The 21240-nt window shown below is 58.2% G+C and carries 14 protein-coding genes; 10 read left to right on the top strand and 4 right to left on the bottom strand.

The genetic code is table 11. The features are described from left to right. Positions 1–3: 3 nt before the first annotated feature. Positions 4–849 carry a cytochrome b/b6 domain-containing protein gene (locus VHB22_RS06415; protein WP_325456121.1) on the bottom strand — a complete coding sequence of 282 codons (846 nt, stop codon included), beginning with the start codon at positions 847–849 and terminating at the stop codon, positions 4–6. Positions 850–1009: 160 nt separating this feature from the next. Here VHB22_RS06415 and VHB22_RS06410 point away from each other — a divergent pair, with 160 nt between their 5' ends. The 3 genes from VHB22_RS06410 to VHB22_RS06400 all read left to right on the top strand — a co-directional run bounded on the left by VHB22_RS06410 (position 1010) and on the right by VHB22_RS06400 (position 2808). After that, complete coding sequence (locus VHB22_RS06410) at positions 1010–1666, top strand: UdgX family uracil-DNA binding protein (RefSeq protein ID WP_325456120.1); 657 nt, start codon at positions 1010–1012, stop codon at positions 1664–1666. 260 nt (positions 1667–1926) lie between these two features. After that, positions 1927–2460, top strand: coding sequence for a superoxide dismutase family protein (locus tag VHB22_RS06405; protein ID WP_325456119.1), 534 nt, complete (start codon positions 1927–1929; stop codon positions 2458–2460). Positions 2461–2466: 6 nt separating this feature from the next. Next, positions 2467–2808, top strand: a complete 342-nt coding sequence (locus VHB22_RS06400; protein WP_325456118.1) for a hypothetical protein — start codon at positions 2467–2469, stop codon at positions 2806–2808. Between the two features lie 18 nt (positions 2809–2826). Here the strand turns inward: VHB22_RS06400 and VHB22_RS06395 are convergent, their stop codons facing one another. After that, a complete protein-coding gene (locus tag VHB22_RS06395) occupies positions 2827–3843 on the bottom strand; it encodes an alpha/beta hydrolase family protein (RefSeq protein ID WP_325456117.1) in 1017 nt (338 codons plus the stop codon). Positions 3844–4289: 446 nt separating this feature from the next. Between VHB22_RS06395 and VHB22_RS06390 the strand changes: the two genes are divergently transcribed. Next, positions 4290–5381 carry a glycosyltransferase family 4 protein gene (locus VHB22_RS06390; protein WP_325456116.1) on the top strand — a complete coding sequence of 364 codons (1092 nt, stop codon included), beginning with the start codon at positions 4290–4292 and terminating at the stop codon, positions 5379–5381. Positions 5382–5460: 79 nt separating this feature from the next. Further along, the gene (locus VHB22_RS06385; protein WP_325456115.1) at positions 5461–7641 is read left to right on the top strand and encodes an amylo-alpha-1,6-glucosidase; all 2181 of its coding nucleotides are present in this window, start codon (positions 5461–5463) and stop codon (positions 7639–7641) included. 52 nt (positions 7642–7693) lie between these two features. On the opposite strand, the gene VHB22_RS06380 is transcribed toward VHB22_RS06385, so the two are convergent. Continuing rightward, positions 7694–8497 carry a response regulator gene (locus VHB22_RS06380; RefSeq protein WP_325456114.1) on the bottom strand — a complete coding sequence of 268 codons (804 nt, stop codon included), beginning with the start codon at positions 8495–8497 and terminating at the stop codon, positions 7694–7696. 231 nt (positions 8498–8728) lie between these two features. Between VHB22_RS06380 and VHB22_RS06375 the strand changes: the two genes are divergently transcribed. From VHB22_RS06375 to VHB22_RS06355, 5 genes are all read left to right on the top strand, one after another. Continuing rightward, positions 8729–8968 (top strand): NepR family anti-sigma factor, encoded by a 240-nt coding sequence (locus VHB22_RS06375; RefSeq protein ID WP_325456113.1) that lies wholly within the window; start codon positions 8729–8731, stop codon positions 8966–8968. Continuing rightward, positions 8965–9519 carry a sigma-70 family RNA polymerase sigma factor gene (locus VHB22_RS06370; RefSeq protein ID WP_325456112.1) on the top strand — a complete coding sequence of 185 codons (555 nt, stop codon included), beginning with the start codon at positions 8965–8967 and terminating at the stop codon, positions 9517–9519. The genes VHB22_RS06375 and VHB22_RS06370 overlap by 4 nt, the downstream gene beginning before the upstream one ends. Before the next feature lie 603 nt (positions 9520–10122). Next, positions 10123–15756, top strand: coding sequence for a HAMP domain-containing protein (locus VHB22_RS06365; RefSeq protein ID WP_325456150.1), 5634 nt, complete (start codon positions 10123–10125; stop codon positions 15754–15756). 12 nt (positions 15757–15768) lie between these two features. After that, the gene (locus VHB22_RS06360; RefSeq protein ID WP_325456111.1) at positions 15769–17688 is read left to right on the top strand and encodes a response regulator; all 1920 of its coding nucleotides are present in this window, start codon (positions 15769–15771) and stop codon (positions 17686–17688) included. A 269-nt stretch (positions 17689–17957) separates the two neighbouring features. Beyond that, positions 17958–19847: a glycoside hydrolase family 15 protein gene (locus VHB22_RS06355; RefSeq protein ID WP_325456110.1), complete on the top strand. Its 1890-nt coding sequence runs from the start codon at positions 17958–17960 to the stop codon at positions 19845–19847. Positions 19848–19857: 10 nt separating this feature from the next. Here the strand turns inward: VHB22_RS06355 and VHB22_RS06350 are convergent, their stop codons facing one another. Continuing rightward, entirely contained in the window at positions 19858–20919 is a 1062-nt protein-coding gene (locus VHB22_RS06350; RefSeq protein WP_325456149.1) for a sensor histidine kinase, read from the bottom strand. Between the last annotated feature and the right edge of the window lie 321 nt (positions 20920–21240).

Genomic DNA, 21240 nt, shown 5'->3' with positions numbered 1-21240 from the left:
GCTCTACTCCGCCGGCTCGATGCGATAATGCCCGGTAATCATCGAACGCATATTGTTCCAGACACCGGAGATGAGGACCATCGCGACGTGCACGAAGACGAACAAAACGATGCCAGTCGCACACAAAAAGTGAATTGTCCGCGCCGACTGACGGCCGCCGAATATCTCAACCAGAAACGGGAAGGCCGCGTCGAGCCCGGGCGACATCGTCATCCCCGTCAGTACGACGAGGGGCAGGAGCACAAAAATAACGGCAAGGTATGCGAGCTTCTGCAGCACATTATAATGTTTGGCCTCCTCGCCTTTCGGAAATCGCAAGCGAAGATGCTCGACGATATCATGCCCGATGTTTCGCAATTGCCGGCCGGTGGGCGACAGATCGCGCCGCACGTGTCCGCTTAAAAGAGAATACGTCAGATATGCCAGGCCGTTGATGACGAACAGCCACGCGAAAAAGAAATGCCAACGACGTCCGGTCGCCAGGTCACGGTAAGACGGCAGCGTGATCCAGCTCGGAAAACCTCGTGCCTCCCACTGCCCATCGTCCCCACGTGAAAGTCCAAACACGCCCGTCGTATGAAACGTCGTGGTGCCGATGGTGGTCAGGCCGACCGGTTTGCCGTCGGCGCCACGAACGGCGCGCATCGATAAGACTTCATTCTGGGGATCGGATCGGTTTCCGAAGTAAAGGTGTGTATGGGCATTAAAAATCTGCAAGCCGCTCATCAGCAGAATGGCGAGACATAGAACGTTAACCCAGTGAGTCAGCCGCACCGGCAGTGCATGCCTGTAGACGACCTCCGGCTTCTCAAGCGGCTCGCGCCCAGTTTCGACGGCTTCGACGCTCATCTGGAATGTCCTGCTTTCCGCTCGTAAAAGCTGCTCTGAGACGGAGTACGATACGCCTCTGCCGAACGTTTCATCCAGCTGGTAATGCAGTTGGGGCTCCCCAAACTCAGAAAATTGGCGTCGAATGCGTCCAAACCCATGGCTGGGACGTTGTTGAAGGATGAAAAAAACCACGTCAGCGCACGGTCCCGAAGTGCAGGAAAGCTTCGCCGATCTCGAACCTCAGCGGCATCAGCCCAAGAGCCTGGCCGAGCTGAACATGATGATTGCGGCAGCCAAGCCGATGGTCCACGGCGGACATAAAGCCGTCCTTGGTGAGGGGCGAGTCGGCGCCCCGCTTGCCTTGGTTGGAGAACAGCCGGGCGATCAGGAAGATTTGCAAGGTCGACCCTTCGTCGGACCGGCCGGACGTCTTCTGGATCGCGCTCTCGAAGCCGCAGGCGTCGATCGGAAAGACACCTACGTGACCAACGCCGTCAAACATTTCAAATACGTGCAGCGCGGAAAGCGCCGCATTCATCAAAAGCCGACCGTCGGCGAGGTAAAACATTATCGCTGGTGGCTATTGAAAGAACTCGAATTCGTCCACCCGCACCTAGTGGTCGCGCTCGGCGCGACTGCCGCACTGGCGTTATCGGGAGCACCGGTTGTCATCTCCCGCAACCGAGGCGCAGCGCAGTTCGGCGAATTCCGTGGCTTTATCACGGTCCATCCGTCGTCGCTGCTCCGGCATACCGATAAGGAAACGCGTGACGCCGCGTACACGAGTTTCGTTCACGATTTGCGGAGCGCAGCCAGGCTTGCGGCTCCGCTCTGACATCGTCGGCGAAGCGATGCGATCGCACAGACGGAGACACCCCGATCCCCTGCGAACCGGGGTGCTCCTTGTATGCCACAGCGTTGGGGGACAGTCGCACTGAGGGAGGTGCGTGCTGTGGCTTTAGTGTTACCGGCAAAAGGCTCGGAAGTTGCACTTGCGGCGAAACGCGCGCTGCCACGAACTCAAGATAGACTCTCTGCGGAACTGCATCTCCGCCCAGTTGGTTGTTCAGTCTTATGAAGCGGTCAGGAGAGGCCATGAAACCGATTTTATCTGTCGCAGCGTTTTTGTTCGCAGCCAGTGTGGCATCCAACGCCGCGACGGCCGCTAGCATCACCGTTGAAATGCGCCGCGTTACACCGGATGGCATCGGCCAAAAACTCGGCACCACGGAGATTTCTGAGAAATCCGGCGGCGGCCTGTCCCTCAAGGTCGATATGATTGGCATTCCCGCCGGTGAACATGGATTTCATTTGCATACGAACGGCGACTGCGGCCCTAAGACAAAGGATGGCAAATCTCAGGCAGGTCTCGCCGCAGGCCCGCATTACGATCCCGCAGACACCAAGTCTCACAAAGGGCCGATGGGCAAAGGTCATAAAGGCGACCTTCCATTCCTGACGGCAACCGACAAAGGCATCAATGTTGTCGTCTCGGCGCCACATCTAAAACTGGCGGACGTACGCGGCCGCGCATTGATGGTTCATGCCGGCGGAGACAACTACACCGACCATCCGGAAAACGGCGGCGGCATGGGACGCATCGCCTGTGGCGTCGTTCCGAAAGGCTAACGCGAAATGCACAAAACACTCGCACCAGCTGTCGCTGCAGCGCTTATGACCCTCGCAACATTGGCGGCCACGTCGCTTGTTGCAAATGCCCAGCCGGCGCCATCAGCACCGAGTCAGAGTCCAGACACCTCACCGCCGGATACCGCGCAAAAGCCGGCAGGAAAACCCGGCGATAATTCGGCCAACGAACCATTGAGCAAAAAGCTCGACAAGAGCGAGGGCGTGCTGAAACCTCCGACTGGCGTCGACCCGGGCATACATGAGAAGCCGCCTAAGACCGGCGATAAGATGCCCGTTATCGTACCGCCCGGAGAGCCTGGAGGCGATCAGAGCGTTCAGCCGAAGTGAGAGATCGAGCGAGCAGCTCTATTTGCTGACGGGCGCGCCTGCGGACGTCTCGGCCATGGATGCGGCCGATGGATCGGCCGCGACCAAAACACCTTTCGGAGCCTGCTCATGCACGCGCGTTAAAAAGCTCTGCAAGCTAGGCCCCCAGATGTCCCATCCGGCGCGGTCATCTGCAATCGTGTGGCCTTCCGTGCCATACGGCGGCAAGATGTGCTCCTCGACGCTTCCGCCCGCCTCGCTCCAGACTTGCGCCAGGCTTTTTGCCAGCTTCGGTCCGAAATAACTATCGTTTTTAGCGTAAAACCAAATGGTCGGCTCGTGCGCTCGGCTCGCATACCGTCGCGCCGCTGACAAAAGATTTGCCTCGTCGCAAATGGCATTCGGCTGACCGTAAGCATGTCCGCCCCTGCCGCCGGAAAAATTTACGATTGCTTCCACCTGCGGAAGATTACGCGCGGAGAGTGCAAGCGATGCCCATCCGCCGGTCGAGACGCCGACCACGATGGCACCATTGGATTGGACGAACGATTGTTTGGTCATGTACGTGACGGCCGCTGCGATATCGTCCGCGGCGACGTTACCGGACGCGTAATGATCCGGATGCGCGCACGTGCCGATCGACTCTTTCAATGGACCGCCGGTTGCGCCATGCCCGCGCCTTTGCGGCAGAACGACCACATAGCCGCGTTCAACGAACCAACGCGACATCCAATAGTAAACCGGCATCGAAACCGCCAGCCGCGTCGCTTCATCCGTTCCATGATTGATCACGACAAGAGGACGTTTGGGATCGGCACCCGAAGGACTAGCCTCGGGGCGAAACACCGTCGCGCGCATGGGCACCTTCGGATCGCCGCTCGGCAAAATCCAAAGCTGCTCGCGCATCCGCGCGCCTTGTGGACCGAAAGCCCCGAATTCCCGATCGGCGGCAAGCGAAGCTTGCGGAAGCACCGCAACGGCCCATGACAAAAATCCTAAAAGGAAAATCGCGAAGCCCATCGCCGGGCGGGGCGATAGCCGCCGTGCAAAACTCATCGATTATGGTCCCCGTGTGCGCGCATTGCGCTGCAGCATTGGAGCCCGCCGTAAAGTCCTCGTCAAGAAGCAATCCGCCCGTCCCCGGGCGGGTGCGTCATAAGAGTGAGCGCCGTGCTCCAACGTCCGTTATTAGGCGCCGAAAACCAGGATGAAGGCAATTTCGAAAATCCCGATTGCTGCGCGGATGAAATCCATTGCCATGAACTTGCCTAATTCGCGAGCCCCCGCCCCCCAAATTCGCTTCCGGCCTCGCGCGATCGTTTTCCAAATGACTCGCTCAACTCGCCACACACGCGGCCCAGCACGGCGGGCCGGGACAACCGTCAAACCGACATCCAGATAAGCCTTGCGACACGGCGTCTTGATCGCTGTTCGCTTCGCTCCCTACAGGAACAAAATTCAATTGCCGAAGTTGGAGTCGCCAGTGGCAGGGAAGGATCTCCATGAAAATCGCACAGATTGGGCCGTTGATCGAAAGCGTACCGCCCAGATTGTACGGTGGAACCGAGCGCATCGCGTCGTACCTCACCGAAGAATTGGTTGCTCAAGGCCATGACGTCACGCTCTTCGCAAGCGGAGACTCAATAACGTCCGCGAACCTCGTTCCTTGTTGCAAGGAAGCCCTACGGCTGAACCCGAACGTTCGCGATCCCATTCCCTACTACATGATCATGCTCGATCGCGTGCGCCGCATGGCGCATACGTTCGACGTCCTTCACTTTCACATCGATCAGTTTCATTTTCCGATTTTTCGCAGTATCGCGCGCAGCACACTGACGACTTTGCATGGCCGGCAGGATTTGCCTGATCTACAGCAGCTCTACCACGCCTTTCCGGATATGGGCCTGGTCTCGATTTCGAATGCCCAGCGCGACCCGATACCATTCGCGAATTTTGCGGGCACCGTGTATCACGGCCTTCCCGCCGATCTGCATCGCCCGACGTTCTCGCCACGCGGCGGTTACTTTGCCTTTCTCGGCCGGATATCTCCGGAAAAACGGCTCGATCGCGCCATCGAGATTTCACGCGCTGTCGGCTTCCCGTTGAAGATCGCCGCAAAAGTCGATGCGGTGGACGTTGAATACTTCGAAAGTAAAATCAAACCACTGCTCGGCGGCAGCGATATCGAATTCGTTGGCGAAATCGCCGACCACGAGAAATCCGACTTCCTCGGCGAGGCCGCAGCACTGCTCTTTCCGATCAATTGGCCCGAACCCTTCGGTCTGGTTATGATCGAAGCGATGGCATGCGGTACCCCCGTGCTCGCGTTCCGGCACGGCTCCGTACCCGAAGTCATAGATGAAGGTGTAACCGGCTATATCGTCGACGATGTCGAGAGCGCAATCGCTGCAATTCCGCGCCTGTTGAGCCTTGATCGACGGCGCATCCATCAACGCTTTCAAGAGCGCTTTACAGCGGAACGGATGGCAAAATCTTACGTATCGCTCTATAGTCGTGCCTTTGCTTCCCTCGGCCGGTTGAAAGTCCACGCTGAGGAAGTCATCGCACCGTCGATTGAATCCGCCGTCAACTAACCGACGGCGGCCCGGCGCCTTTCCGGAGGGGGATCGCCAGCCAGCGCAAATCGGCACCGCCTTTTGGGGAGAGCGAACGATGGCATCTGCGCCAGGACGCGAGGCGAACGAGCACGATCGGGAGGAACCCGCATTCCTCATCGAGTCATCGAACGGATCGGGCCGCTTGCAGGAAACGTTGAAGCACGACGACGCATTCGCCGTCATCGACACGCACGGAGACATTGGCGCTTTCGGCGACAGGAGCAACGGCTTCTTTTATAAAGACACGCGTTACCTCTCTCGTCTTGAGCTTCTTGTTGCGCGCAGCGCGCCGCTTCTCCTCGGTTCAACGCTCGACGGCACCGACCTGCAGCTCTGCTCTGATTTGACGAATCCCGACGTATACGCCGACGGCGAGTTATGGCTGCATAAGGATGCGGTCCACATCTATCGCACGACCTACGTCCGAGATGGCGCCATGCGGCAACGCCTGCTCATCACCAATCACAGCAGCGAAGATCTGAAACTCGCCGTCTCGCTCGTATTCGATAGCGATTTCGCCGACATTTTCGAAGTTCGCGGCATGCGTCGGAAAAGGCGCGGAACGACATCGCGGCACATCCATGCGCCGCAATCGGTCATCTTCGCCTACAAAGGGCTGGATAATGTCGTCCGGCGCACGACCGTTCATTTCGAACCTCAACCCACGTCCCTGACTGAGACGGCTGCGCTCTACCACCTCGATTTGCCGCCGAAGCGCGCCGCCAAAATTTTCCTGAGCGCGACCGTCGATGAGGGTCAGGTTCACCCGGCCTGCTCCTATATCAAAGGGTTAAGGGACGCGCACCGCACTATCCGGCGTGCCGGGCAGCAAATGACGAGCATCGAGGTTTCCAATCCGGGCCTCGATACAGTCTTGAAGCGCGCCACGGCGGATCTCAGGATATTGACCACCAATACCGATGACGGACCTTACCCTTACGCAGGGACGCCTTGGTACTCGACCACTTTTGGTCGCGATGCGCTCATCACCGCTTTGCAGGTTATGTGGCTTGATCCCTCCATTGCGCGCGGCGTCCTGCGCCGTCTCGCGCGTTTTCAAGCCGAAACCCATGATGCCGATGCCGATGCTCAGCCTGGAAAAATCCTGCACGAGATGCGCGGCGGCGAGATGGCTGCACTCCGCGAAATCCCGTTCGGCTGTTATTACGGTAGTGTCGACTCCACGCCGCTCTTCATCGTCGTGGCAGGAGCATATTTTGAAGCGACAGGCGACAATGAATTCCTGCGAGAGATCTGGCCCGCCATCCTTCGTGCACTCGCGTGGATCGACGGCCCCGGTGACCCTGACGGAGATGGCTTCGTCGAATACGCACGCGAAACGGAAAACGGGCTCGCGAACCAGGCTTGGAAAGACAGCCACGACGCGGTTTTTCACCGCGACGGTATCCTAGCCCATGGTCCGATCGCAATCGTGGAGGTTCAAGGCTACGTCTATGCTGCAAAAATCGCAGCAGCTAACATGGCGCGGGCGTTCGGCGAGCGCGATTGCGCCAAAGAGCTCCTCGATCAAGCGGAAAAGCTGCGCACGAATTTCGAACGGGCCTTCTGGTCGAAGGACATCGATTGTTATGCGCTCGCTTTGGATGGCAAGAAGCGGCCCGTCGAAGTCCGGTCGAGCAACGCGGCGCACGTCCTCTTCACGGGCATTGCATCGCCGGAACGCGCCTCCCGCATCGCAACCCAGATCGTATCGGCGAATTTCTTCTCCGGCTGGGGTGTTCGCACCATTGCGGCTTCGGAAGCCCGCTACAATCCGATGTCTTATCACAACGGGTCCGTTTGGCCGCACGACAACGCGATGATAACCGCTGGATTCGCTCGTTATGGGCTGCGCGATAATATTCCGCCAATATTCGACGGACTTCTCGACGCCGCTCTGCAGATGGATCAACGACGCCTGCCCGAGCTTTTCTGCGGATTTCGACGGCGCGCCGGCAGAGCACCGATCCTTTATCCTGTCGCATGCGCACCACAGGCTTGGGCGAGTGGCGCGATGCTCCATATGCTGAGTGCTCTACTTGGTCTCAAGGTCGACGCGGCATCGCGGACGATCACCCTCAACTCCCCGCGGCTTCCTGAAAGCGTCGGCAAGGTGACCATCCGTGACCTGCGAGTCGGTGGCGGCGCGGCAGATTTCGTGCTGACCAACAACGGCGGCACAGTCATTGCTAACGTCACGAATTCCCGTGGCGGCGCCAAAGTCATCATGACTTGATAAAAAGCCGTAAGCCGCCTGGACGTCTCGCCCTGCCTTATGCAGCCCTGCCTTATGCAGCAGCAGGACGCGGATGTGCCTTCGTATCGAAGAATAATGCCTGGCTGATGATCGCCATGACGGTTTCTCGCTGAAACGGTTTCGAGATAAGGAATGTCGGCTCGGGCCGTTCCCCCGTCAGAACCTTTTCCGGGTACGCGGTGATGAAGATAATGGGCAACTCGCCTCCGGCTACGATTTCTCTCACCGCGTCGAGGCCGCTGCTGCCGTCAGCAAGCTTGACGTCCGCAAGGATCAACCCCGGCTTCTGACGTTTGACCGCCGCCAATGCTTCGGTCTTGGTCGTCGCCACGTCTTGAACGGTGTGACCGAGACTGGTGACGATCGTCTCCAGATCCATCGCGATCAGAAGTTCATCCTCGATGATGAGAACGTTGGTCGCAACTTGGTGCGCAATCTCCTGACCGGCGACATCAAGCAGGCTTTCTATGTCTTTTTCGCCGACTTCAAGAATGGCCGCAGCTTCTCCTGCTGTGAAACCTTCCACCGCGACAAGCAGGAATGCCTGACGAGGAAGCGAGCTTATGGAATTGATCCGCCGTTGCGCGGTCCCGATCGATCCTGCGGTGTCTTCGCCCCCGGACGATGAGAGCCGCACGGAATTCCACACGCGAAGGAACGAGTGATAGAGCGCCACCCGCGCCGGCACGTCCGTCGGAAAATCGGACGGCGTGGAAACGAGGCTTTCGAGCAAGGTAGCGACATACGCGTCGCCCGCCTCTTGAGCTCCCGTCAGCGTACGAGCAAATCGCCGCAGGTACGGCAGATGGGGACGAATTGTCTGGGCGATCGACATGAACTTTCTGCACCTCCCGGGCCGACTGCGGGCGCTCTAGCATCCCTGCAGTCAAGCTGCACCGGCACGCCAACGCAAGACAAACGCGTTGGTTCCAGTGCGGAACGAATTCTCTGTCCCGACGTTGGCTCGGAACAGGATGGCTCGCCTCGCAACATCTTCGAAAAGTTTGTTTCAAACGAGGCCAATCGGGTCATCGCTACGAGCAGGTTTTTCATCCAGGTTTTCATTATGCACCATCGCTTTGATGAACCGGAGGAGCACTCGCGCAGCGACGCGAAAATTACCGGCGGTGAACGGCATCCGGAAGCCGAAGCGGACCGCGCTGCGGTGGCTCGTCTTCCGGGAATTGCAACTCAGCTCATCGGTGAACGCATGCGTGTCATGTATTCGACGATGGTCAGTGAGCCGGTCCCCGACGAACTCCTGAACCTCATTCGCAAGCTCGAATCCAAGGAGGGATCGGATTGACCGAAACGCCAAGTTTCGCGGACGCCTTGATCGCTGCGATACCAAACCTGCGGGCGTTTGCACATTCGCTCAGCGGCGACGGGCAACTGTCGAATGACCTCGTCCAGGAAACACTATTGAAGGCTTGGGCTCACAAGGACTCTTTCGTCCCAGATTCGAACCTTAAAGCATGGCTATTCACGATCCTGCGCAATACCTATTTCACGCATTACCGGAAATCCCAGCGCGAAGAGCTGGATGAAGACCATGCCGCCATGAATGCCTGCGTTCCGCCAACGCAGCTAACCCAGCTTGAATTCGAGGACATGCGAAAAGCGCTCATGCGCCTCTCTCCCGACCATCGCGAAGCGCTGCTCCTGATCACCGCCGAAGGATTTTCTTATGAAGACGCCGCCCGGGTTTGCGGCTGCGCCGTCGGGACGATGAAGAGCCGGGTCAATCGGGCACGGAGCCGATTGGTCGACGAAACCTCGGGGCAACCGCCGAAAAGCGAGGGAGACCACCATCGGCCCGCGGAAGAGACCCCGCCCATCAAAAGTTCGAGCCGCTAGACGGCCCCACAAAACTCCAGTCCAAATCGAAATCGGATAGCAAAAGAATGGCCGGTCCGTTGGAGCCGCCAATGGCTTTGAATTTATCCCGACTTCTGGTGGGGCGCGGCTCCGCGAGATCTTTGAGTTTGGTATCCGTCGCCTGCTCCTCTCCGAGATTCCGAGTTTCCTCTTAATGTTATTCAAAGCCCGGTTTGAGACACGGGTCGACGGCCTTTTCGATCCTCGGTGCGCAACGATTTAACGATCTGATTTCCGCATAGCAAATGTCACGCAGCATGTGCGCGAAAAGCTCATCGAGGGTCCGATGTCATTGAAAAAAGCCAATTTCTAGCCACCTTCCTTGAGCTTTATGCGCCATACGAACGATCGCTTTGGCAAGTAACGGGACGTCCTCTGTTGGTTTCAGCCACACAGGGCGTGGCGCGGCGATAATCGGCTCGGAATTTGAGTTTCCATTGGATGTTTTCGCGGAACAGGATCGGCTGTTCCGGAGTTTACGGGTGTTTACTTTGGGTGTGAGGGGAGAACTCGATGTCGGAGCATATAGGCGCGGTTAAAGCCGAGCGCTTGAAGAACAGCTCCGATGCCGTGCTCGTCGAAATGCTTCGAGCCCTGAAGGCCGTGAAGGGCGGAGATTTCTCGGTTCGCATGCCGAGCGACTGGGACGACCTTCCCGGAAAAATCGCCGATACCTTCAACGACATAGTGTCCGCCAACGAACGAATGGCGGGCCAGCTGCGCCGCGTCGGAGAGGTCGTCGGCAAGGACGGCATGACGAACCTTCGCGTTAATCTCGGTTCTCCTCACGGGGCGTGGGGAGAAATGGAAGAATCCGTCAATTCACTCATCGACGACCTGCTACGACCGACAGCCGAAGCAACGCGCACAATCGCCGCCGTCGCTCAAGGCGATTTGCTGCAGCCGATGCGGCTGGAGGTAGACGGCCGCCCCCTGAAAGGAGAATTCCTGCGTTCTGCAACGATCGTCAACACGATGATTAAGCAGCTGTCGATCTTCACGTCCGAAGTCACGCGTGTCGCCCGCGAGGTCGGCACCGAAGGTAAGCTCGGCGGACAGGCACAAATCCGAGAGGTGACGGGCGTCTGGAAAGATTTGACCGACAGCGTCAACTCGATGGCCTCGAACCTGACGGCACAGGTCCGCAACATCGCCGAAGTGACGATCGCCGTCGCAAATGGTGACCTGTCGAAAAAAATCACCGTCGACGTGCGTGGCGAAATTCTGCAACTGAAGGAAGCCATCAATACGATGGTGGAGCAGCTTCGCTCGTTTGCCGCCGAAGTGACACGCGTGGCCCGCGAAGTCGGCACCGAAGGCCGGCTCGGCGGTCAGGCCGTCGTGCCCGGCGTCGGCGGCACATGGAAAGATCTGACCGATAACGTCAACCTGCTCGCCGCCAACCTGACGACACAGGTTCGAAACATTGCCGAAGTGACCACCGCCGTCGCCCGCGGCGACCTCTCGCGCAAGATCACCGTCGACGTCAAAGGCGAAATCCTGGAACTGAAAAATACCATCAACACGATGGTCGATCAGCTGAACGGTTTCGCCTCCGAAGTAACACGCGTTGCCCGCGAGGTCGGCACCGAAGGACGTCTTGGAGGCCAGGCGACAGTCCCAGGCGTTGCGGGCACATGGAAAGATCTGACGGACAACGTCAACTCCATGGCCGGCAATCTGACGGCCCAGGTTCGCAACATCGCCGAAGTTTCGACCGCCATCGCCCGCGGCGACCTCTCAAAAAAGATCACGGTCAACGTCTCCGGCGAAATCCTGCAGCTGAAAGAAACGATCAACACCATGGTCGATCAGCTGAACGGCTTCGCATCAGAGGTGACCCGCGTCGCACGTGAGGTCGGCACAGAAGGCAAGCTCGGCGGCCAAGCCGACGTGCGTGGAGTGGCTGGAACCTGGAAAGATCTGACCGACAGCGTCAACTCGATGGCCTCCAATCTCACGACCCAGGTCCGCAACATCGCCGAAGTCTCGACCGCTATTGCGTCGGGCGATTTATCGAAAAAAATCGAAGTCGACGTTCGCGGCGAGGTTCTGGAACTCAAGGAGACCATCAACACGATGGTCGATCAGCTCAACGCTTTCGCCGGAGAGGTTACGCGCGTCGCCCGCGAGGTCGGCACCGACGGTAAGCTCGGCGGCCAAGCGCAGGTCCCCGGCGTCGCAGGAACGTGGAAAGACCTGACGGACAACGTCAACTCGATGGCGTCGAACCTGACGGCTCAGGTTCGTAACATTGCCGAGGTCACGACCGCCGTCGCCCGCGGCGACCTCTCGCGCAAGATCACCGTCGACGTCAAAGGCGAAATCCTCGAACTGAAAAATACCATCAACACGATGGTCGATCAGCTCAACGCTTTTGCTTCGGAAGTGACGCGTGTTGCGCGTGAGGTCGGCACAGAAGGCAAGCTCGGCGGACAGGCACAGGTGTCAGGCGTTGCAGGAACATGGAAGGATCTGACCGACAACGTAAACTTCATGGCCGGCAATTTGACGGCCCAGGTTCGTAACATCGCCGAGGTCGCGACCGCCATTGCCTCTGGCGACCTGTCGAAAAAGATCACGGTCGACGTGCGCGGCGAGATTCTGCTGCTGAAAGAAACGCTGAACACGATGGTGGAGCAGCTTCGCTCGTTTGCCGCCGAAGTGACGCGCGTCGCCCGCGAAGTCGGCACCGAAGGCCGCCTCGGTGGCCAGGCCGTCGTGCCCGGCGTCGGCGGCACATGGAAAGATCTGACCGATAACGTCAACCTGCTCGCCGCCAACCTGACGACACAGGTTCGAAACATTGCCGAAGTGACCACCGCCGTCGCGCGCGGCGACCTCTCGCGCAAGATCACCGTCGACGTCAAAGGCGAAATCCTGGAACTGAAAAATACCATCAACACGATGGTCGATCAGCTGAACGGCTTCGCTTCCGAAGTAACACGCGTTGCCCGCGAGGTCGGCACCGAAGGCCGCCTCGGCGGTCAGGCGACAGTCCCCGGGGCGGGCGGCACATGGAAGGATTTGACAGATACCGTCAACGTCATGGCTGCCAATCTCACCGAGCAGGTGCGCGGCATCGTCAAGGTCGTGACCGCCGTCGCCGAGGGCGATCTCAAACCGAAATTGACCGTAAAATCGAAAGGCGAAGTCGCGGCCCTCGCAGAGACGATCAACGCCATGACTGACACCCTCGCCATCTTTGCCGATCAGGTCACGACGGTGGCGCGCGAAGTCGGCGTCGAAGGCCGTCTCGGTGGACAAGCGAACGTGCCCGGCGCGTCAGGAACGTGGAAAGATCTGACAGGCAACGTCAATCTGCTCGCAGAGAACCTTACGAGTCAGGTGCGCGCCATCGCGGAGGTCGCGACTGCGGTCACGAAAGGCGATCTGACACGATCGATTCAGGTCGAGGCTCGCGGCGAAGTCGCCGAACTCAAAGACTACATCAATACGATGATCGACAATCTTCGCCTCACGACCGAGCGCAACACCGAGCAGGACTGGCTAAAAACGAATCTCGCGCGCTTCACCAACATGCTTCAGGGACAGCGCGACCTGACGACCGTCGGCAGGAAGTTGCTTTCCGAGCTCGTTCCGCTCGTCAACGCGCATCAAGGCGTGATTTATCAGTTCGACAACTCTACGGAAAACCAGCTCAAGCTACTTGCGAAATATGCCGACGATACCGGCAACGGCTATCCGGAACGGCTTGAGTTCGGCACCGGACTGATCGGACAATGCGCGCTCGAAAAACAGCGCCGCCTGCTGACCGACATCCCCACGTCCTCCGCTCCGATCGATGCTGTCGTATTCAAAGCCATGCCGCGCAGTGTCGTCGTTTTGCCGATCACCTTTGAAGATAATATCAAAGCCGTCATTTCGCTTAGCTCGCTTCACGATTTCGAATCCGCACATCTGACATTCCTCGAACAGTTGACGGTCGGTATCGGCATTGTCCTAAACAGCATCGAAGCGACGATGCAGACCGAAGAATTGCTGGCCCAATCGCAAGAACTCGCTTCCGAGCTCCAGGATCAGCAGAAAGCCCTGCAAAAAACCAATGAGGAGCTGGCACAGAAAGCGCAGCAACTCGCCGAACGAAACGTCGAGGTGGAACGCAAGAACCAGGAAATCGATCAAGCTCGGCGCGCGGTTGAAGAAAAGGCCGCGGAACTTGCGCTCACCTCGCGTTATAAGTCAGAGTTTCTTGCGAATATGTCCCATGAGCTTCGCACCCCGCTCAATAGCATCCTCATTCTCGGTCAGCAGCTGAGCGATAACCCCGACCATAACCTGACCGAAAAGCAGGTTGAGTTCGCTCGCACCATTCACGCCGCCGGAACAGACTTACTGAACCTCATCAGCGACATCCTCGATCTTTCAAAAATTGAATCCGGCACCGTCTCCGTCGAGGCCGAAGAGATCATGTTCAACGGCCTGCTCGAAACAATCGCCCGGCCGTTCCGTCACGAAGCCGAGCGCCGTGGATTGAATTTTGAAATGACCTTCGACGCTGATCTCGGACGCACGCTGCATACGGACTCCAAACGTCTGCAACAAGTTCTGAAAAATCTGCTCTCCAACGCTTTCAAGTTTACTCAAGAAGGGTTTGTACGCTTCAAAGTCAAACCGACGGCCATCAAATGGGGACCTGACAATCCAACGCTCGCGGCGGCTTCCACGGTCGTCGCATTCGAAGTTGAAGATTCGGGTATAGGCATTTCCCCCGACAAGCAGAAACTCATTTTCGAAGCGTTTCAGCAGGCCGACGCGAGCACGAGCCGCAAATACGGGGGAACGGGGCTTGGTCTTGCCATCAGCCGCGAACTCGCGCATCTGCTCGGCGGCGAAATTCAACTCACCAGCGAGCCGGGAAAGGGCAGCACGTTCACGCTGTACCTGCCAATAAAGTATGCGCCCCCGGCCGAGGTCCGGCCAGGTGTGAAACCATTAGCATTGAGCGCATCGCCGCAGCCGCTCGTTGCCGCCGTCACGGCGCCGGAACCAATCGACGATGACCGCAACAGTATAGAGGCAGGCGACGAAGTCTTGCTTATCGTCGAAGACGATTTACGCTACGCCGGTATTCTTCTGGATGCCGCACGCGAAACGGGATTCAAGGGAATTATCTGCCGACGCGGAGCGCAAGCGCTGTCGCTCGCCACGGAGTACAATCCAACGGCAATCTCTCTCGACATCCATCTGCCTGACGTCCTCGGCTGGTCGGTATTGAGCCAACTCAAACACAATCCGCTAACGCGCCATATTCCCGTTCAAGTCGTGACGCTCGATGACGACCGCCAGCACGGCTTGTCGAGAGGTGCTTTTACATATTTGACGAAGCCGCTTCAGCCGGACGATCTCAAATCGGCGTTGCAGCGCATTGCGGAATTCTCCAAGTCGCCACGTAAACGCCTCCTGATTGTCGAAGACGACCCGGCAGAATGCATGAGCGTCTCCGAACTTTTGAGAAACGACGACATCGAGATCCTGACGGCGAACGACGGCGCAAAAGCCATGGAGACGCTCAAGTCTCGATCGATTGATTGCGTTGTGTTGGATCTAAAGCTGCCCGATATGTCAGGCTTCGAAATCCTTGAGCAAATGCGATGCGCGCCCTCGATGCGCGATATTCCCGTCATCGTCTTCACGGGCCGCGAGCTGTCAAACGACGAGGAATTGAAGATCCGGCAGCTGGCCCGTACAGTCGTCGTCAAGGGAGTTGAATCGCCGGAACGGCTGCTCGATGAAACGGCGCTGTTTCTCCACCGTGTCATTTCGGACCTGCCCGATGAGAAGCAGAAGCTCCTGTCGCGGCTGCATGGAACCGACGATTGTCTTATCGGACGCAAAGTCCTGCTCGTTGACGACGACGCCCGCAACATATTTGCCCTAAGCAGCTTGCTCGAACGCCGCGGCATGCATGTTTTGACAGCGACCACGGGCCTCGAAGCCATAGAAATACTGAATTCGACCGACGTCTCCATCGTACTGATGGACATCATGATGCCCGATATGGACGGATATCAGACGATGCAACGTATTCGTGGTAGTGAACGGCACCAGCGGCTGCCGATCGTTGCTCTGACCGCGAAAGCAATGAAAGGAGACCGCGAAAAATGCTTGGAGGCCGGCGCTTCGGATTATCTTGCCAAGCCGGTCGATACCGAGCAACTGCTATCGGCGCTTCGCATGTGGCTGCATCGCTGAAGGGGGACGGATGTGATTTCAGACGACACGGTCAACATTTTGCTTGTCGATGACCAGCCGGGAAAACTCCTCGCTTACGAAGCGATCCTCGATGGACTGAATGCCCGGCTCATCAAGGCGACCACCGCCGAAGAAGCGCTGGCAGCGCTCCTGAAGACCGAAATCGCCGTCATCCTGATGGATGTCTGCATGCCCGATCTCGATGGCTTCGAGCTCGCATCCATGATCCGAGACCACCCGCGCCACGAGAAAACCGCCGTCATATTCATCTCGGCCGTGCGACTGGATACCGACGATCTTCTAAAGGGATATCGCACAGGAGCAGTCGACTACGTTCCGGTTCCGGTGGTGCCGGAAATTCTCAAAGCCAAGGTGCAGATTTTTGTAGAGTTGTACCGCAAAAGCCGGCAGCTCGACGCCCTCAATGCCGAACTCGAAGAACGCGTCAGACAGCGCACGGAACAGCTCGAACACTCTCACGCGATGCTGCAGCAGAGCGAAGAACGTCTGCGCCTCGCCAGCGAAGCGGCTCGGCTCGGCACATTCGAATATGAGCAGACGGAACAAACCCTCGAATGGTCACCGAACGCCGCCGAGGTCTTGCATGTTGGCGTTCCGTCACCGCAGCGCTTCGATGCATTCATAGATATTGTTCACGCCGACGATCGCGAGGCGGTGCGAAGCTATTTCAGGGCGGCGAACTTTGCCGACACCACGGCCGAGCTGGAGTTCCGCGTTAACGGAGCACGCGGCGTGGCCTGGGTGCTCGCGCGGGCGCGCGCATTCAAGATCGGCGAAGGCGGCGCTGCGCGCGTCCTTGGAACGATTCTCGATGTCACCGAGCGAAAATCGGCCGACAGCCATCAACAGTTGCTGATGGCCGAACTCGATCATCGCGTGAAAAACATTCTCGCCAACGTCGCGGCCATTGCCCGCCTGTCGAGTTCGAACGCGATTTCGATCGGAGCTTTCGCATCCGCGCTTGACGGCCGCATCCACGCGATGTCCGCGGCCCACGACCTCTTGCGTCAAAGCAGCTGGACAGGCGTGGATCTGCATGAATTGGTAACCGGAGCGATCGAACCGTTCCGATCACGCACCGACAACGACATCTTGGTCGAAGGCGACCAAGTTCGCCTCACCTCAAAATTCGCGCAATCGATGGCGCTCGTCCTGCATGAACTTGTCACCAATGCGGTCAAACACGGCGCGCTTTCAAAACCCGGCGGCACCGTTTCGGTCAGCTGGTCCCGGCTGGTCTCGCCGGCCGGCGACAAGATTCGCTTTGCCTGGAAGGAGCGCGGCGGCCCTTCATGCACGAAACCGATCAAAAACGGCTTCGGCCTGACCGTGATCCGCAGCGCAGCTTGCGAATGCGGCGGACAAGCCGAGATGCAGTTGGCGCCCGAAGGCTTTGAGTTCAGTTTCCAGGGCGACCTTTCGACCCGCACGCAAATGGTGAGCCCGCGCCATATCGCCATTCTTCCGAAATCGAGCCAGCCATTACCTGCGGTCAATGTTCCGACGCCGCGAGGGTGCCGGATCCTTCTGATAGAAGACGAAGCCCTCATCGCTCTTCAATTGAAGTTCGACCTCGAAGCCGAGGGCCATACCGTCATCGGTCCCGTCGCACGGCTTTCGGAAGCTCTGCATACGGCCGCCGACACGGAATTCGACATCGCGCTGATCGACATCAATCTTGGCGCCGACAATAGCGCCCCCATTGCCGAAATTCTCGACCGCCGCGAAGTGCCATTCGCATTCACGACAGGTTACAATGATCTGGTCTTCCTGCCGCCGCCGCTGCGCGAATACCCGCACCTGACAAAGCCGTACAATCCTGCCGATGTGAAAGAGCTGGTGCTCAAACTCCAACGACAAGCATCCGAAAAACGGACCGTAACACGTGACGAATCAAACCAAGTCGCCTGACAACCTCAATCGACCATTGACAGCGGATTGCCTTGAAATAGAGTTTTGCTCTTGAATTGGCACATAATCTCCGACTTTGTACCCGTTCGAAAGCAGTTGATGCGCCCGCGACGCGCTCAACCAATGTTTCACGCCGCGAATGTCTCGGCCCGATCGCGGCAATCCTCTAAAAATGCCGCTCTCATCCCGATGAATTCGTTGCACGAAAGTCAGACGTTGAATCGAGAGTTAATCCGGGCCGCAAACAGCGCCTTCCTTCGGGGGACTCGATGACTGCCAATTCTTATCGTTCTTCGCTCGACGTTGCCGCCATCGGCAATGGCCGCGTCGCGGCGCTCATCGATCCCGGCGGCCGTATGGTCTGGTGGTGCTTCCCCAGGCTCGACGGCGATCCCGTATTCTGTCGCCTTCTTGCTGGACCCGAAGACAAAGGCTTCTGCGACGTCATCCTGGAAGGACAGGTGTCAGCGACATCGAGTTATGTCCGCAATACCGGTATCTTGGAAACAGTCCTGGTCGACGGCAATGGCGCCCGCATTAAAATCACTGACTTCGCACCGCGTTTCCCGCGCTACGGCCGTTCTTTTCATCCGACGCAACTGATCCGCCGCATCGAACCGCTGAACGGCCTTCCGCGTATCACCTGCCGCGTGCGGCCGACCTTCGACTACGGTCAGACGGCAGCAATCCCCTCTCAAGGCTCAAACCACATTCGCTACGCTGGCAGCGGAACACCCATTCGCGTAACGACCGATCTCGCCGTCTCCTACATTGTCCATGAGACACCATTTATACTGAGCCGTCCGATCACCCTCGTGCTCGGCAGCGACGAACCCATCGAAAGCGCCGTCGATCCCATGTCGCGCGAGTTTCTCGAACAAACTCGCGAATATTGGGTCAACTGGGTACGCGGGCTCGCCATCAGCTATGAATGGCAGCCGGACGTCATCCGCGCCGCCATCTCGTTGAAGCTTTGTACCTTCGAAGAAACCGGCGCCATCACCGCCGCGCTTACGACGTCGATACCGGAAGCACCGAACACGCCGCGAACGTGGGATTATCGTTTCTGCTGGTTGCGCGACGCCTATTTCGTCATTCAGGCGCTCAATCGCCTTGGCGCCACGCAATCGATGGAACACTACCTCGACTACATCACGACCATAGTCGCCGATACCGAAAGCCCCCTGAAGCCGGTTTACGGCATTGTTCACAATGACACGACGGAAGAACGCATCGCGCCGGATCTGCAAGGGTTTCTTGGTATGGGACCTGTGCGCGTCGGAAATCTGGCATCGAAGCAACTTCAGCATGACGCCTATGGCAGTGTTATTCTTGGCGCGTCTCAGATGTTTATCGACCAGCGATTGCCGCGCATGGGCGACGTCAGTCTCTTCCGCGAACTGGAACACCTCGGACAGCAGGCGCGCCGCCGCTACCTGGAACCCGATGCTGGGATCTGGGAATATCGCGGCCGCGAGCGCATTCATACGCATTCCGCCACGATGTGTTGGGTCGCCTGCGATCGCTTGGCGAGGATCGCAATTCTCTTGAATCTGCCGGATCGCGCCGACTATTGGCGGCAATCGGCAGACCGCATCCGCTCTGAGATATTGACGCGCGCCTGGAGCGCCAAGCGCGGCGCATTCACAGGTGCATTCGACAATACAGAACTCGACGCAAGCGTTCTTCTGTTACCCGAGCTTGGTCTTGTCGCGCCCGATGACCCGCGCTTCATCCAGACATGCGATACCATCGGCCGCGAACTGATGCGCAATGGCCTGATGCTGCGTTACGCGGCGGAGGATGACTTCGGTTTGCCCGAGTCGGCATTTCTCGCTTGCCAGTTCTGGTATATCGATGCCCTGGCCTCTATCGGACGCACCGGTCAGGCCCGCGAGCTTTTCAGCGAGCTGCTCGGCCATCGCAACGCATTCGGTATGTTGAGCGAGGATCTGCATCCGGCGACCGGCCAGCTCTGGGGAAATATTCCGCAGACATATTCGATGGCTGGGCTTATCAACTCCGCGATGCGGCTTTCCCGCCGTTGGGACGATGCATGGGCTCCGTTGCCACATGCGGATCCCGAACACGTACGCACGCCGGAGATGACCGAACTCGACGCTGCGCCAGTTGAGACTACGCGACAGCGCCGGGCGTAGAAGACAGCCATCAGCTGGATTGCAGACTGCGCCGCCCACGCGTTCTCCGCGTCGTTGTCTGCTTGACGACGGCTAAGATACGGCATTGCACACCATCCGGCGTGAAGGTTCTCTCCACCTTGGCATTGGGAAATCCGCCGTCGATTAACATCGAACCCAATCCACGCCGCTCCGGTGGAGCGACTGACGGCCCACCACGTTCATCCCAAACGAGTTCTAGGTTGGCCTCGGTATCGTCCAACTGCTCCAGTTTCCATGAAATGCGAACGATGCCGGTCTCATTGGACCATGCACCGTATTTGATAGCATTCGTTCCGAGTTCGTGCAGCGTCAACGCGAGCGCATTGGCGATGTCTGCCGGCACGATCAACTCTGGCCCTTTCACGGCAAAACGAGAGGAGCCCGGCGGCACCAGCGGCTTCAGCGTGTAGGCGATTAATTCGGCAAGCGACGCCCCGACGAAGCTCTGGGTCGCTACCAGATCCATCGCCGTCCCCATCGCCGACAGGCGACCGGAAAGCGATGTAGCAAAACTCTGCACATCGGAATTGTAGCGCGCGGATTGGCTGACGAGTCCCGCAATAACCGCAAACGTATTTTTCAACCGATGGCGCAACTCCACATTCAACTGTTCGAGTTGCAGTTCCCCCAAAGCGCTATCCTGCAACAAGGCCTCGTTGCGATCGCGTTCATCCAAAAGGCTTTCAACCTTGCGATTGAGTAAGTGCACGATGCCGACGATCAAACCGGCAAATACTGCGAACGCCAAAAGCGCAAAACCTGCATTGATTCCCTCGACGTGGTGAGGTGGCGAGAAATAAAAGACCCAAGTGAAAAGAAGCGAAGCCGCGATCACCAACAGCCCGGGCCCTGTGCCGGCTATGAGACTGGCGAAAAGAACGGCGAAAAAAAATGTTGCAAACGGTTGCCTAGACGGCAACCAGTCCGCCAGAAAAATGCGCACGCCAACCGCCGCCAGAAAAATCCCTGCCGCGACGGGGTACGCGAGCAGGCGACGTCGCCTGATACGTGGCAACACACGCTCGACCAACCTGTCGACGAGCTGAACCATCCGTCTCACGAACGGCCCCCTGCCTTCGCTGCGAGATTATGGCGCCCCGACCGGTGGACGCGACGCAGAACGCGGAAATACCACGGATAAACGGCCCTTGCGAGCCCGAACGCCGCAGGTTAATTACTGTTATTGCTTACAAAAGCGCATCGCACAAGATGCACTTAGATTGCTGCGGCTGACGAGCCATACAAGCCTATTTCGGCTGCGACATCGCAATGCAAAAAATGGGGGAACTCCCAGTAATCCCGGACGTTTACTGATCAACGAGGATTGCGCGGCGAAATGGCCGTTTACCAAGACAATCCGACGATCCCAGAG

It is taken from the genome of Hyphomicrobium sp. (genome assembly GCF_035548195.1).
In the GTDB taxonomy this organism is placed as follows: Bacteria; Pseudomonadota; Alphaproteobacteria; order Rhizobiales; family Hyphomicrobiaceae; genus Hyphomicrobium_B.
The sequence above is the reverse complement of the archived record's forward strand: the minus strand, read 5'-3'. Positions and strand labels throughout refer to the sequence as shown.

Coding starts and splice junctions, on each gene's coding strand:
- VHB22_RS06410 (WP_325456120.1), top strand. CDS start 1,010: ATGAAAAAAACCACGTCAGCGCACGGTCCCGAAGTGCAGGAAAGCTTC.
- VHB22_RS06405 (WP_325456119.1), top strand. CDS start 1,927: ATGAAACCGATTTTATCTGTCGCAGCGTTTTTGTTCGCAGCCAGTGTG.
- VHB22_RS06385 (WP_325456115.1), top strand. CDS start 5,461: ATGGCATCTGCGCCAGGACGCGAGGCGAACGAGCACGATCGGGAGGAA.
- VHB22_RS06365 (WP_325456150.1), top strand. CDS start 10,123: ATGCTTCGAGCCCTGAAGGCCGTGAAGGGCGGAGATTTCTCGGTTCGC.
- VHB22_RS06375 (WP_325456113.1), top strand. CDS start 8,729: ATGCACCATCGCTTTGATGAACCGGAGGAGCACTCGCGCAGCGACGCG.
- VHB22_RS06400 (WP_325456118.1), top strand. CDS start 2,467: ATGCACAAAACACTCGCACCAGCTGTCGCTGCAGCGCTTATGACCCTC.
- VHB22_RS06355 (WP_325456110.1), top strand. CDS start 17,958: ATGACTGCCAATTCTTATCGTTCTTCGCTCGACGTTGCCGCCATCGGC.
- VHB22_RS06395 (WP_325456117.1), bottom strand. CDS start 3,843: ATGAGTTTTGCACGGCGGCTATCGCCCCGCCCGGCGATGGGCTTCGCG.
- VHB22_RS06380 (WP_325456114.1), bottom strand. CDS start 8,497: ATGTCGATCGCCCAGACAATTCGTCCCCATCTGCCGTACCTGCGGCGA.
- VHB22_RS06415 (WP_325456121.1), bottom strand. CDS start 849: ATGAGCGTCGAAGCCGTCGAAACTGGGCGCGAGCCGCTTGAGAAGCCG.
- VHB22_RS06390 (WP_325456116.1), top strand. CDS start 4,290: ATGAAAATCGCACAGATTGGGCCGTTGATCGAAAGCGTACCGCCCAGA.
- VHB22_RS06350 (WP_325456149.1), bottom strand. CDS start 20,919: ATGGTTCAGCTCGTCGACAGGTTGGTCGAGCGTGTGTTGCCACGTATC.